Origin of the sequence: Collimonas sp. OK412, assembly GCF_900112135.1 — a bacterium.
Lineage (GTDB): Bacteria > Pseudomonadota > Gammaproteobacteria > Burkholderiales > Burkholderiaceae_D > Collimonas > Collimonas rhizosphaerae.
The window spans coordinates 13639-26294 of record NZ_FOLC01000015.1 but is presented as its reverse complement, the minus strand read 5'-3'; the positions used below and the strand labels follow the sequence as shown (position 1 = coordinate 26294).

The window sequence follows — 12656 nt, the reverse complement described above, 5'->3', positions numbered from 1 at the left end:
ATATGGAAATATTGAGCTAATCTTAACCATGCATGCGTATCAAGTCCGTGCATCAAGTCCGTGCATCAAGTTCCTGAATAAGCTTCTGGAAGGGCCAGGCGCAAGCGGGCCCGGTTTCTGAATTGTCCCTGGTAATCCATGGTTCCGAGACGAGGGGGAGCGACGATGAAAAAGCTGGGATTAGCCGATCTGATACATCCGTTAGCGGTAGATACCTTCATGGCGCGCTATTGGCAAAAGAAACCTTACATAGGCCACGGTTCGCCGCAGCGTTTCGCCGATATCGCCGCCATCCCGGAGCTGTCCAGCATCGATGCACTGCTGGAAGCCTGGCGCGGCGACGCCGACGCCTGGGCTCCGCGCGACACCAAGAACCCGCTGATCAACGCCACCGCGCGCCAGTTGCCCGCCTTCTATGAAAGCGGCTACACGCTGTACCTGAGCAAGGTGGAAGACCACGTGCCGGCGCTGGAACCGATTGCGCGTGCGCTCGAGCGCGACCTCGGCCTGCGCCAGGACGATGTCTATTTCGAAGCGTTCATTTCGCAAGGCACCGGCTCGACCTTCCATTTCGATCCCAACGTCACCATCAACATACAGCTGATCGGCAGCAAGCAGTGGAGCGTCGCCGCCAACCGGCATGTGGTCAACCCGCACGTCGGCTGGTCTGCCGGCGCGGCGGTCAACGAACACATGCAGCGATACGCGCGCCAGCCGTTTCCGACCCGCATGCCTGCCGGCTGCAAAAGCTTCGAGGCCAAGCCCGGCACCCTGGTTTACCTGCATCCGGGCTACTGGCATTGCACCCTCAACCACGAACCGTCGCTATCCCTGCTGTTCACCATCAACCCGCCATCCTGGACTGACCTGCTGATGGAAGAAATCAAGGACCGGATGCTGAAGCACGACGCCGGCCGCGAACTGGCCTTTGGCCTCGGTTCCACCATGGGCCACGAAGAAAAGCGGCAGCGCCTGCAAAACCTGATCGATGCCACCGGCGACGCTGTGGCGTCGCTGTCCGCCGCGGATTTGCTGGCCGACTGGGGCGGGGCGTTTACTGCTTCGTTTGAGCGGAACCCCGAGGTGGAATTCGAGATCGGCCGTGGCCGCGACGACGATGTGCTGGTCACCAAATCGGGCCGCAAGCGCGAGCGCAGCTTGCTGGCGCCCGACGCACGGCAAGTGCTGCAATGGATACGCGCGCGGAAAAAGCCCTTCCACGGCCACCAGGCGGTGCAGGCGCTGGACGCGGTGGCGACCGCGCGCATCGGCGAGATACTGGAGGAGTTCGCCGAGATCGGCCTGATCCTGCGCCGCTAGCCTTGATCGCAGCTACTTCAGTTTTTTTGCCGGTTTGCTGCGCATTTCGGTGGTCCATTCCGGGCGCCGCCCCAGCACATCGAACAGCTCAACAATGATCGCCTTGACCTTCTGCACGGCATTGCTGAGCAGCTCGGTATCGTGCCAGCACAGCGACAGGTCGCGCGAGAACAGGGGATGGTCGACCTGCGCCAGCTTGAGCTTGCGCTCATCCAGTTCGACATGCGCAGCCGACCACGGCAGGATTGTGACGCCGAGCCTGGCGATCACCGCCGCGAACAGCAGCGCGGTGGAACTGGCCTCGAACAGCACCTCGCACGAGAGGCCGGCTTCACGCAGCGCCCAATCGACCCGGCTGCGTATCGAGTTCGGCGCGCTGGGCAGGATCAGCGGCATGCGCGCCAGCTGGGCCAGTTTCACCGGCCCGACCGGCAGCGCAAAATCCGGCCATGCAATCAGGTGCAGCACCTCGGTGACCAGCCGCTGCACCGCCACGCCGCGCGTTTCGACGGCATCGGCCACCACCGCGATTTCCACCCGGCCGTCGCCGATCAGGCCGCCCAGGTCTGCGCTCGGCGCTTCGATCAGTTCCAGCACGATGCCGGGATAACGGTCGCGCACCAGGCGCGCCAGCGGAATCGCCAGCACCCGCGCGGTGCTGGACGGCATGCCGACCGATACCTTGCCTTGCGGCAGTTCAGCATCCTGGCGCAACAGCTCGCGCGTGCCGTCGGCTTGCCGCAGCAGCTCGGTCGCGTGCCGGTACAGCGTGCGTCCGGCCGCCGTCGGCGCCACTCCGTGCACGCTGCGTTCCAGCAGCTGCATGCCGAGATCCCGTTCCAGGTTGCGCATCTGCTGGCTGACCGCGGGCTGGGCGATATGCAGCAGCTCGCTGGCGTGCGTGACGTTGCCGCACTCGACTACCTTGACGAAATACCGCAGTTGCCGCAAGTCCATTCCATTCCCCCTCAAGCGATTTATTCCATACGTTAATCCTATAGCGGGAGAGTAATAACATATTTTTAAATTATTTACCGCCTCCCTATACTGACTCCACAAAAATGCGACGCAGGCCCGGCCAGGCAGTCCGGAATCGCGTCACCACGGCCGACACAGGTTGGCAAGGAGACAGGAATGGTCAAGGCGATTGCACTACAGGAGCCGGGCGCCAAGCCGCGGCGCACACCGTTGAGCCGCGAGCAGGTCGGCGGCTTCTGGGCGGTATATGCGGGGTGGGTGATGGACGGGGTCGATTCCGTGATCTATGCCTTGGTGCTGATCCCGGCGCTGACCGAATTGCTGCCGGCGTCGGGCATTGCCGCCACGCCTGGCAACCTCGGCATGTACGGTTCCATACTGTTTGCCTTGTTCCTGGTCGGCTGGGGGCTGTCTTTCATCTGGGGGCCGCTGGCCGATCGTTTCGGCCGGGTCAAGGCCCTGGCCGCCAGCATCCTCATCTACTCGGTGTTTACCGGCGCGGCCGCGTTTGCCGACAATGTCTGGGCGCTGGCGGCGTTCCGCCTGATTGCCGGCATCGGCGTGGGCGGCGAGTGGGCGCTGGCCGGTACCTATGTCGCGGAAAGCTGGCCGGAGGACCGCCGCAAGATGGGCGCCGGCTACCTGCAGACTGGCTACTATGTCGGCTTTTTCATCGCCGCCTGGCTGAACTACACGGTCGGCGCTGCCTACGGCTGGCGCGCCATGTTCCTGTGCGGCCTGGCGCCGGCCTTGCTTGCAATCTTCACCGTGCTGCGGGTGAAGGAGCCGGGGCAGTGGCGCAAGGGCAGCCATAATTCGACCGCCATGGCCAACGCGCGCAGCGCGTTGCGCGAACTGTTTGCCCCGGCCTACCTGCGCCGCACGCTGACCAGCGCCACGCTGGTGGGCGTAGCGATCATCGGTTTGTGGGCAGGTTCGGTCTATGAAGCCAGCGCGGTGGTTACGCTGGCCAAGCGGGCCGGCATCGACGGCGTCGGCGCCGTGCACCTGGCGTCGGTCGGCGCGGCGATCCTGTCGTTCGCTACCATCCTCGGTTGCCTGGCGGCGCCGTGGCTGGCCGAACGGCTGGGCCGGCGCATCGCGCTCGGCATCTATTTCGGCGGCATGGCGCTGTCCATCGTGTTTGCGTTCGGCTGGGTGTTCTACCTGCCGGACGGGCTCAACCTGTTCATGGCGTCGCTGCTGTTCCTGGGTTTCTTCGGCGGCAATTTCGCCATCTTCTCACTGTGGCTGCCGGAACAGTACCCGACCCGGATACGAGCCACGGCGTTTGCCTTCAACGCCTCCGTCGGCCGTTTTCTCGGCGCCGGCGTGAACTTCCTGCTGGCCGCGGCGATTCAATGGCACGGCTCGCTCGGCCTGCCGATCGCCTGGACCGCGGCGGCTTTCGTGGCCGGCCTGCTGATCCTGCCTTTTGCAGTGGAAACCCGCCATCAGGAATTGCCCGGATAGCACCGGCTGCGCCGTCATTCACCCGTTACCAGTCATCAGTTGGAGAAGCAGATGCAAGCATTAAAGGGAATCAAGGTAATCGACCTCAGCCGCGCGCTGTCCGGACCGTTCTGCACGATGACGCTGGCCGACCTCGGCGCCGACGTCATCAAGGTGGAGCAAGGGCCGGACGGCGACATGAGCCGCGGCTGGGGGCCGTTCGACCGCGGCGTCAGCACTTATTACCTGTCCTGCAACCGCAACAAGCGCGGTGTCTGCATCGACCTGCGCCAGCCGCAAGGGCTGGCCGCGCTGCAGCGGCTGATCGACGGCGCCGACGTGGTGATCGAGAATTTCAAGCCGGGCACGGTCGAGCGCATGGGTCTCGGTTTCGACGTGCTGAGCGCGCGCAACCCGCGCCTGGTGATGGGCAGCATCAACGCCTTTGGCGCCGACGGCCCGCTCAGCGACTGGCCCGGTTTCGACCAGATCGCGCAAGGCTATTCGGGAATGATGAGCCTGACCGGTTTCGCCGACGGCGATCCGACCCGCACCGGCACCGCCATCGGCGACATGAGTTCCGGCATGTGGCTGGCGATGGCGGTGCTCGCCGCGTTGCTGGAGCGGGAACGCACGGGGCGCGGCCAGCATGTCGGCAGTTCGCTGCTGGCAAGCCTGGTGGGGCTGCTGAGCGTGCACGGCCAGCGCTACCTGAGCCTGGGTGAGATTCCCCAGCGCACCGGCAACGCCCATTCGGTGATCGCGCCCTACGGCGTGTTCGAGACCGCCGATGGTCCGCTCAACCTGGCCCCGATCACCGCCGACATGTGGCTGCGCCTGTGCCAGCTGCTCGACTTGGCGGCGTTGCCGGACGATCCGCGTTTCGCCAGCAATGAGAAACGCGTGCTCCACCGCGATGCGCTGAAGGCGATACTCGAAGAGCGCCTGAAGAGGCGCAGCAAACGGGAGTGGAGCGAGCTGTTCATCGGCGCCGGTTTGCCGGCAGGGCCGATCAATACCTTGGCCGAAGTGTTCGACGACCCGCAGGTGCGGCATTGCCGGCTGGTCGAAACGGTCGAGCATCCCTCGCTGGGCGCGCTGCGGCAGGTAGTCACGCCGGTGTCGGCCTATGGCGCCGGCACGGCGCCGCCGCTTACCCGCAGGGCGCCGCCCGGCCTCGGAGAGCACACGGTGGAAGCGTTGCGCGAAGCCGGTTTCGACGATGCGGCTATCGATGCCTTGCTGGCAACAAACATCGTGCACCAGGACGAAGCCGGGCCGCCGCCGGTGACGGAACAATATGCGGAGGTGGTGCAATGATTCAGGCAACGGACGGATCTTCGGCCACGGTCAGCGCTCGCATCGTCGAAGCGGGAATAGGGCAGGTCGTGTTCAGCAATCCTTCTCGCCGCCATGCGCTCAGCGCCGAACTGCTGGGGGCGCTGGAAGCTCGCCTGGATGAACTGGCGGCGCAACGGTTGCCGGTGATACTGCTTGGCAGCGGGATCGGCCAGGAGGTGTGGAGCGCCGGCCACGACCTGGGCGAACTTGCACACGACCGCGATCCGCTTGCCTATGGCAAGCCGCTGGAGCGCGTGCTGCGCAGCGTGCGTGCCTACCCGGGCGTGGTCATCGCGACGGTCTCGGGATCGGTTTGGGGCGGGGCGGTCGACCTGGCGATGAGCTGCGACCTGGTGGTGGCGGACCGCAGCGCACGCTTCGCCATGACGCCGGCCAATATCGGCCTGCCGTATACCACCAGCGGACTGCTGCGCTTCTTCCATAACCTGCCGATCCATGTGCTCAAGGAGATGTTCTTTTGCGCCCAGCCGCTGGAGGCCGAGCGCGCAGCCCATTTCGGCGTTGTCAATCGGCTGGTCGAGCAGGATCAGCTGCAAGCGACAGCGCTGGAGATGGCGCGCGGGATCGCCGCCAAGGCGCCGCTGGCAGTGCGGGCGGTAAAGGAACAGCTGCGCATCCTGGAAGACTTGCAGCCGCTGCCGGTGCAGGCGCTGGAACAGATCGCCGAACTGCGGCGGCAAGCCTGCGCCAGCGAGGATTTCAGCGAGGGACTGAGCGCTTTCGCCGGCCGCCGCCAGCCGCTGTTCCGAGGCGCCTGAACCAGCTGCAATGGTGATTGTTGATAAAAACGCATTCGCCAGCTCTTGTCATTGTCTTATCTCTGCCTTGCAAAGATCAAATAGCCTGAAAAATGAAAGCTATTTGCAAGGTTCGGGAGTGTATTGTCGACCGAAAATAATCATAATCAGGGAGACAATCATCATGAAGACGCTATTTGCGCTTCTTTTCCTGGCGGCCATGGCCACCGCCGGCGCCCAGGAAAAGATCGTCATCGGACAGTCCGTGGAGTTATCGGGCGAAGCTACCGGCAAGGAAAACATGGAGGGCGCGCTGGCTTATTTCGGCTGGGTCAATGCGCAAGGCGGGGTGCATGGTCGCAAGATCGAGCTGAAATCCTATGACGACCAGCGCAAGCCGGAAACCACCAAACGCAATACCGAGAAGCTGCTGGCCCAGGATAACGCGCTGGCCCTGTTCGGTTATCGCAGCACGCCGACGGTGGAAGCCGTCCTGCCTTTGCTGCAGGTGGAGAAAGTGCCGCTGATCGCGCCGTTCTCCGGCGGCCAAAGCCTGCACAGGCCATTTAATCCCTACCTGTTCAACCTGCGCGCCAGCTACCAGGATGAAACAGCGAAAATGGTGGAGCTGTTCAGTTCCCTGGCGATCCGCAAGGTCGCGATCCTGTACCAGGACGACAGCTTCGGCCGCGATGGCCTGGCCGGTTTTGAGCGCAACCTGGCGGCGCACAAGCTGAAGGCCCTGGTGACTGCCAGCTACGACCGCAAGGACCTGAAAATCGACAAGGCGGTCGACACTATCATCGCCAGCAATCCGCAGGCCGTGCTGATGGCTTGCACGCCGTCGGCCTGCGCCGATTTTGTCAAGCAGGTCCACAAGAAAGGATTTCATCCCTCCTTCATGATGCTTTCCAATGTCAGTTCCGATACCTTCTTCGAGTCGCTGGGCGAGGATGGCCGAGGGGTGAGCGTGATGCAGGTGATGCCGTACCCGAAGAATTTCAGCGCCGGCGTGAGCCGCGAATTCCAGAGCGTCCTGAAAGGCATGCCGAAACCTCCGCCGGCTTCTTATTCGGCATTCGAGGGTTTTGTGGCGGCGAAGCTGCTGACCGAGGGGCTGCGCCGCGCGGGCCCGAATCCGACCAGGCAAAAACTGATGGCGGCGCTGGAAACCATGCGCGATTTCGACCTGGGCGGAGTGCGGGTATCGTATACGCCGGACAATCATGACGGCTCGAAATTCGTGGAAATGATCATGATCGGCAAACACGGCGCGATTTTGCGTTAAGCCTTGCATCGGGCCTGGCGTTGAACCTTGCAATGGACACGATGGAAACATTCGACGACGACCTCAGGAATTTCTCAGCGCATGGCGCCGCGCCGCTGCCGGCGGCGGACGACCAGGGCCATGTGACCCGCGACGGCGCGCGCATCTGGTACGCGACCTACGGTTCCGGCCCGCCGGTGATCCTGCTGCACGGCGGCCTTGGCCACAGCGGCAACTGGGGTTGCCAGCTGCCCATGCTGGTCGGCTTGGGACGTAGCGTGGTGCTGATCGACAGCCGCGGCCACGGCCGCAGCACACGCGATTCGCGGCCCTTCAGTTATGAGCTGATGGCGTCCGACGTATTGACCGTGATGAATGTCTTGCATATAAAAACAGCGCCGATCGTAGGCTGGAGCGACGGCGCCTGCACCGCACTGGTCCTCGCCATGCAAGCCCCGGCGCGCGTCGCCGGCGTGTTTTTCTTTGGCTGCAACATGGATCCGAGCGGCGTCAAGGAATTCCAGCCGACGCCTGTCATCGACCGTTGCTTCAGCCGTCACGCCAAGGACTACGCCCAGCTATCGGCCACGCCGGATCAGTTCTCTGCGTTTGCCGACGCGGTGGGGCTGATGATGAAGACGCAACCCAATTATTCGGCGCGCAACCTGGCTGAAATCCAGGTGCCTGTCGCCATCGTGCAAAGCGAGCATGATGAATTCATCAAAGCCGAACATGCCACATATCTGAGTCGCAGCATTCCAGGAGCGGAGTTGATCGTGATGCCGGGCGTCAGCCATTTCGCGCCGCTGCAGCGGCCGCGGCAATTCAATGGTGTAATGCAGGCTTTCCTCGACAAGGTTAGCGCACACCAGGAGCGATGACGATGCAGCAATCCAACTACCTGTTTTTCACCACCGGCTGCGAACAGGCGCTGGCCTTCTACACCGAGTGCGGGCTGGGGCAGGTGACCGAAGTCATGTATCACGGCGCCGGCGGCATGCCGTTGAAGAACGAGGCGATGCGCGGCAAGATCATGCATTCCAGGTTCGAAGGGCCGGGCGTCCTGTTTTATGCTTCAGACAATGACGACGCCGAACCCATGCGCGGCTCGGCGCACATCCTGATGACCGACAGCCGCGAGCAGACCGACCAGCTGTTCGCGCGTTTGAGCCAAGGCGCAAACATCACCACGCCGCTTGCCATCCAGCCCTGGGGCGACTACTTCGGCAAGCTGACGGATCGCTTCGGAGTGCAGTGGATGCTCAACTGTCCCATCCGGAGCGATTAGGCATTCAGCAACTGCCTCAGCGTCGCCACCGTATAGTCGATTTCCTGCTCGGTGGTGTAGCGTCCCAACGAAAAGCGGATCGCGCTGCGCGCCAGCGCGTCCGGCCGTCCCAGGCTCGACAGCACGTAGGATGGCGCGGCGTTGGCCGAGTTGCAGGCGGAGCCGGCCGACACCGCAATGTCCAGCAGCTGCGCTGCGATAGGCGTGCTGCCTGGAATCTCAAAACTCAGGTTCAGGTTGTGCGGCACGCGCTGCCGGCGATCGCCGTTGAGCACGACCCCGGGGCAATCGCTCAAGCCTTCCCACAAGCGATCCTGCAAGCTGCGTATCCTGGCGTTTTCGCTGTCCAGCAACTGTGCCGCCAGGCTGAATGCTTCGCCCATGCCGACGATCTGGTGGGTAGCCAGGGTGCCGGAGCGCATGCCGTTTTCATGGCCGCCGCCGTCGATCTGGGCTTCCAGCTTGAGTGCCGGATTATGACGCACGAACAGCGCGCCTATCCCTTTCGGACCGTAGACCTTGTGCGCGCTGAACGACATCAGGTTGACCTTCAGGCTGCGCAGGTCGATGGCGACCTTGCCGGCCGCTTGCGCCGCATCGACGTGGAACACGATATCGCGTCCGGCGCAGATTTCTCCCAGCTCGGCAACCGGCTGGATCACGCCGATCTCGTTGTTGACCATCATGACGGAGGCGATGATGGTGTCGCTGCGCAGCGCCGCCTTGAATGTTTCCAGGTCGAGCAGGCCGCTCGGCTGCGGTGCCAGGTAGGTGACTTCAAATCCTTCGCGCTCCAGCGTGCGCATGGTGTCCAGCACCGCTTTGTGCTCGGTGCTCATGGTCACCAGGTGGCGTCCGCGGCCGCTTTCGCGCAAGGCGTGGGCGGCGCCTTTCAGGGCCAGGTTGTTCGATTCGGTAGCGCCCGAAGTCCAGACGATTTCGCCGGCCTGGGCGCCCACCAGCGCGGCCACCTGCCTGCGCGCCCGTTCCACGGCCGCCCTGGCTTCCCAGCCGAACGCGTGCGAACTGCTGGCCGGATTGCCGAATTTTTCAGTCAGGTATTCGCACATCTTGGCCGCCACGGCCGGGTCGACTGGCGTGGTCGCTGAATAGTCGAGGTAGATGGGAAGCTGCGGCGTTGCTGTTTCTGCTACGGCGCGCGAGTTGCCGGGAACTGCGGTGGTACAGGCACTGGTTGCGGTCATGTCGGGAAATCCTGAGTTGGCATGGCGATACTTTACGCCTAATACGTTATTTGAAAAACAAATATTATTTCATTTTGATATGCGTTTATTGATATTTCTGAAGTTGTTTTTCGAAAAGCATCCAGAGATTTAAGTTCGCTCGCCAATGCGCCGGGCAGCACCATTCCGGTGTCTGACAATCGTTTGGCTCGGAACTGAATGCCGTTCCGGCACCGTCGCCCGCTGCGTGCTATCGTGTCCAGCACACGTTTAACGCAAGCCACAGGAAAGGATTAGCGCCATGACTGAGAAGCCGATAAAGATCCCGGGCCCGGATCATCCGATCACGGTGACGCCGAACCTGGCGCGGGTCCGTGTCACCGTCGCCGGGCGCGTCGTCGCCGACACCGGCAAGGCGCTGACGCTGCGCGAGGCGGCATATCCGGCGGTGCAATATATCCCGCGCCAGGATGTCGACATGTCCCAGCTGGCGCCCAGCACGCATACCACCTACTGTCCCTATAAAGGAGAGTGCTCTTACTACAGCATTCCTGCCGGCGGCGACCGTGCCGTGAACAGCGTCTGGAGTTATGAAGCGCCTTATGCGGCGGTGGCCGAGATCAAGGATCACTTGGCGTTTTACCCGGACCGCGTCGACGCCATCGAAGAATATCAGGCCGGCTAGGAAATTTCCGCGGCGTGCGCCAGCTGCGACAGGCGGCGCACCAAGGGTTCGAATAGTTCGGCGGAAGTGTTGCCGTAGCCTAGCACCAGGCCGTTGTCTTCCGGCTTGGGCTGTAGCGCGAAACCCGACAACGGGTAGGGCGAGATGCCATAACGGCGCGCGGCCGCGGCGATCTTGCGGTCTGGATAGCTGGCCGGCAGCCGCACCGTCAGGTGCAATCCGCAGTGGCCGCCTTCGATCATGTGCGGTACCTGCAGGTGGCGCGCGATGGCCTCGCGCAGCGCCTGCTGGCGATCGCGATACAGGCGCCGCATGCGTCCCAGGTGGCGGCTGAACTGGCCGCTCTCGATGAACTCGGACAGCGCCAGCTGTTCGTAGCGGTGGCCGCCGCGCAGCATTTCTTCCAGCGGCGTCTGCATCTCGGCCAGCAGCGCCGCAGGCAGCACCAGGAATCCCAGCCGCAGCGAAGGGAACATGGTCTTGCTGAAGGTTCCCACATACAGCACCGGCGCCTGCGCCACCAGTCCCTGCATGGCGCCGATGGGTTCGCCGGCGTGGCGGAATTCGCTGTCGTAGTCGTCCTCGATGATCCACGCGCCATGGCGCCGCGCCTGCGCGATCAACTCCAGGCGCCGGGCAACCGTCAGCACCGCGCCCACCGGGTATTGATGCGAAGGCGTGGTATAGACCAGGCGCGGCGGGGATTTCCAGTCGTCTTCCGTTGCGATCACGCCGTCGCCGTCGATGCGCAGCGGCGCGATGTGCAGGTCGCCGGCATGCATCGCCGCCTTTGCGCCGCGATAACCGGGGTCCTCGACCCAGGCCGTGTCGCCGGGATTGGTCAGCAGCCGCACGCACAGCGCCAGCGCTTCCTGCGCGCCTTCGGTAATGATGACTTGCTCCGCTTCGCAGCGTACGCCGCGGGCGATGCCGAGATGGCGGGCGATGGAAGCGCGCAGCGCCGGTTCGCCCAGCGGATCGCCGTAACCCAGGGCCGACGGCCCGCTGCGGCGGATCGCGCGGTCGACGGCGCGGCGCCAGGCCGCCAATGGAAAGTGGGACAAGGCTGGAACGCCCGGGCGCAGGGTCGCGCTGGCGTCGGTGCGCGGCGGGCTGGCCGGGATGCGGTTCAGGCGCAGTGCTACGGCAGGGGCAGGCGATGTGCCGCGCTGCAGATGCCGATGCGGCGGCGCCGGGCGCGATAGCGTCGCCACCCTGGTGCCCTGGCGGTCGGGCGCGACATAACCTTCGGCGGCGAGCAGGTCGTAGGCGGCGGTCACGGTATTGCGCGAGATCGACAGCGCTTCAGCCAAGGCGCGCGATCCGGGCAGGCGGCTGCCGGGGGCAAGCCGGCCGTCCAGGATCGCTTCCTTGATGCGATGATGCAGCTGGCGCTGCATCGGCGTTGCGCCGCTGTCTTTGTCCAGCGGGGCTTCGAGCAGGGCTTGCGGCAAGCGGGTGGGGGCGGTCGTCATGGGAATGTCAGTGTGGCACCATGAAATATGTGGGATGTGGATCTTTTTCCAGGGCCACGAAGGGCTTACTTTAGCACATGCCCGGCGCATGCCTGGCCTCATCCAGCAAGGAATCTTTTATGCCCAGCATTTTGAATACGTACCAGCAGCCGATCGGCGAACCGTTGCCAGGCTGGACGGCCCGTGCGCGCCCTCCGCACAACGCCGCCATCGAAGGACGCTACTGCCGCCTCGAGCCGCTGGATGCGCAACGCCATGCCGCCGACCTGTATGCCGCCTACAGCCAAGCGACAGACGGCCGCGACTGGACCTACATGTCGGTCGGCCCGTTCGCCGATGCCGCCGGCTACCGCAGCTATGCCGAGCTGGCCGCCGCCGGCAGCGATCCTCTGCACTATGCGGTGATCGAGCGCAAGACGGGAAAAGCGGTCGGCACCCTGGCCCTGATGCGGATCGACCCGGCCAATGGCGTCGTCGAAGTCGGCTTTGTAGCGTTTTCACCGTTGCTCAAGCGCACGCCGGTGTCGACCGAGGCCCAGTACCTGCTGATGCGACATGCCTTCGATGACCTCGGCTACCGGCGCTACGAGTGGAAATGCGACAGCCTCAACGCTCCGTCGCGCCAGGCGGCCGGGCGCCTCGGTTTCCAGTTCGAGGGCGTATTCCGGCAGGCCATCGTCTACAAGGGACGCTCGCGCGATACCGCATGGTTCTCGATCGTCGACGGCGAATGGCCGGAACTGCGCGCGGCTTTTGAACAATGGCTGGCGCCCGGCAACTTCGACGGGCAAGGGCAGCAGCGGGCTTCGCTGACGGCGCTGCGCAAGCCCGGGCCGGCAGCGGCTTAGTTGCGCTTTTCCGCGTCCAACCACTATAGAATGTGGTGCACGGTCTCGGCGCCGCTGCGC

11 protein-coding genes and 1 pseudogene are annotated in these 12656 nt (G+C 64.0%); 9 read left to right on the top strand and 3 right to left on the bottom strand.

The genetic code is table 11. The annotated features are described in order from the left end of the window. Positions 1 to 165 precede the first annotated feature (165 nt). Positions 166 to 1320 carry a JmjC domain-containing protein gene (locus BM062_RS16040; protein ID WP_175501039.1) on the top strand — a complete coding sequence of 385 codons (1155 nt, stop codon included), beginning with the start codon at positions 166 to 168 and terminating at the stop codon, positions 1318 to 1320. Positions 1321 to 1332: 12 nt separating this feature from the next. Here BM062_RS16040 and BM062_RS16035 read toward each other — a convergent pair whose 3' ends face one another. Then, complete coding sequence (locus tag BM062_RS16035) at positions 1333 to 2277, bottom strand: LysR substrate-binding domain-containing protein (RefSeq protein WP_092398606.1); 945 nt, start codon at positions 2275 to 2277, stop codon at positions 1333 to 1335. Between the two features lie 177 nt (positions 2278 to 2454). Between BM062_RS16035 and BM062_RS16030 the strand changes: the two genes are divergently transcribed. From BM062_RS16030 to BM062_RS16005, 6 genes are all read left to right on the top strand, one after another. Continuing rightward, a complete protein-coding gene (locus BM062_RS16030; RefSeq protein WP_092398605.1) occupies positions 2455 to 3771 on the top strand; it encodes an MFS transporter in 1317 nt (438 codons plus the stop codon). 51 nt (positions 3772 to 3822) lie between these two features. Further along, the gene (locus BM062_RS16025; RefSeq protein ID WP_092398603.1) at positions 3823 to 5070 is read left to right on the top strand and encodes a CaiB/BaiF CoA transferase family protein; all 1248 of its coding nucleotides are present in this window, start codon (positions 3823 to 3825) and stop codon (positions 5068 to 5070) included. Next, positions 5067 to 5870, top strand: a complete 804-nt coding sequence (gene scpB, locus BM062_RS16020) for a methylmalonyl-CoA decarboxylase (RefSeq protein ID WP_092398601.1) — start codon at positions 5067 to 5069, stop codon at positions 5868 to 5870. The genes BM062_RS16025 and scpB overlap by 4 nt, the downstream gene beginning before the upstream one ends. Before the next feature lie 163 nt (positions 5871 to 6033). Beyond that, positions 6034 to 7137 (top strand): ABC transporter substrate-binding protein, encoded by a 1104-nt coding sequence (locus BM062_RS16015; RefSeq protein WP_175501038.1) that lies wholly within the window; start codon positions 6034 to 6036, stop codon positions 7135 to 7137. 41 nt (positions 7138 to 7178) lie between these two features. Then, the gene (locus BM062_RS16010) at positions 7179 to 7997 is read left to right on the top strand and encodes an alpha/beta fold hydrolase (RefSeq protein WP_092398782.1); all 819 of its coding nucleotides are present in this window, start codon (positions 7179 to 7181) and stop codon (positions 7995 to 7997) included. A 2-nt stretch (positions 7998 to 7999) separates the two neighbouring features. Continuing rightward, positions 8000 to 8404 carry a VOC family protein gene (locus BM062_RS16005; RefSeq protein WP_092398597.1) on the top strand — a complete coding sequence of 135 codons (405 nt, stop codon included), beginning with the start codon at positions 8000 to 8002 and terminating at the stop codon, positions 8402 to 8404. Here the strand turns inward: BM062_RS16005 and BM062_RS16000 are convergent. Beyond that, positions 8401 to 9609 carry an IscS subfamily cysteine desulfurase gene (locus tag BM062_RS16000; RefSeq protein ID WP_175501037.1) on the bottom strand — a complete coding sequence of 403 codons (1209 nt, stop codon included), beginning with the start codon at positions 9607 to 9609 and terminating at the stop codon, positions 8401 to 8403. The two genes, BM062_RS16005 and BM062_RS16000, sit on opposite strands and share 4 nt — an antisense overlap. A 280-nt stretch (positions 9610 to 9889) precedes the next feature. Here BM062_RS16000 and BM062_RS15995 point away from each other — a divergent pair, with 280 nt between their 5' ends. Further along, positions 9890 to 10273, top strand: a complete 384-nt coding sequence (locus BM062_RS15995; RefSeq protein ID WP_092398595.1) for a DUF427 domain-containing protein — start codon at positions 9890 to 9892, stop codon at positions 10271 to 10273. Here BM062_RS15995 and BM062_RS15990 read toward each other — a convergent pair. Beyond that, positions 10270 to 11748, bottom strand: a complete 1479-nt coding sequence (locus BM062_RS15990) for a MocR-like pyridoxine biosynthesis transcription factor PdxR (RefSeq protein WP_092398593.1) — start codon at positions 11746 to 11748, stop codon at positions 10270 to 10272. The two genes, BM062_RS15995 and BM062_RS15990, sit on opposite strands and share 4 nt — an antisense overlap. Before the next feature lie 119 nt (positions 11749 to 11867). On the opposite strand from BM062_RS15990, the pseudogene BM062_RS15985 reads away from it, so the two are divergent. Continuing rightward, positions 11868 to 12572 (top strand): annotated as a pseudogene (locus BM062_RS15985) (GNAT family N-acetyltransferase); the annotation flags it as partial. Positions 12573 to 12656: the final 84 nt, after the last annotated feature.

Bases quoted from the DNA above. Each gene is read 5' to 3' on its own strand.
- BM062_RS16040 (WP_175501039.1), top strand. From the start codon at position 166: ATGAAAAAGCTGGGATTAGCCGATCTGATACATCCGTTAGCGGTAGAT.
- BM062_RS15990 (WP_092398593.1), bottom strand. From the start codon at position 11,748: ATGACGACCGCCCCCACCCGCTTGCCGCAAGCCCTGCTCGAAGCCCCG.
- scpB (WP_092398601.1), top strand. From the start codon at position 5,067: ATGATTCAGGCAACGGACGGATCTTCGGCCACGGTCAGCGCTCGCATC.
- BM062_RS16005 (WP_092398597.1), top strand. From the start codon at position 8,000: ATGCAGCAATCCAACTACCTGTTTTTCACCACCGGCTGCGAACAGGCG.
- BM062_RS16025 (WP_092398603.1), top strand. From the start codon at position 3,823: ATGCAAGCATTAAAGGGAATCAAGGTAATCGACCTCAGCCGCGCGCTG.
- BM062_RS16015 (WP_175501038.1), top strand. From the start codon at position 6,034: ATGAAGACGCTATTTGCGCTTCTTTTCCTGGCGGCCATGGCCACCGCC.
- BM062_RS16010 (WP_092398782.1), top strand. From the start codon at position 7,179: ATGGAAACATTCGACGACGACCTCAGGAATTTCTCAGCGCATGGCGCC.
- BM062_RS16000 (WP_175501037.1), bottom strand. From the start codon at position 9,609: ATGACCGCAACCAGTGCCTGTACCACCGCAGTTCCCGGCAACTCGCGC.
- BM062_RS16030 (WP_092398605.1), top strand. From the start codon at position 2,455: ATGGTCAAGGCGATTGCACTACAGGAGCCGGGCGCCAAGCCGCGGCGC.
- BM062_RS16035 (WP_092398606.1), bottom strand. From the start codon at position 2,277: ATGGACTTGCGGCAACTGCGGTATTTCGTCAAGGTAGTCGAGTGCGGC.
- BM062_RS15995 (WP_092398595.1), top strand. From the start codon at position 9,890: ATGACTGAGAAGCCGATAAAGATCCCGGGCCCGGATCATCCGATCACG.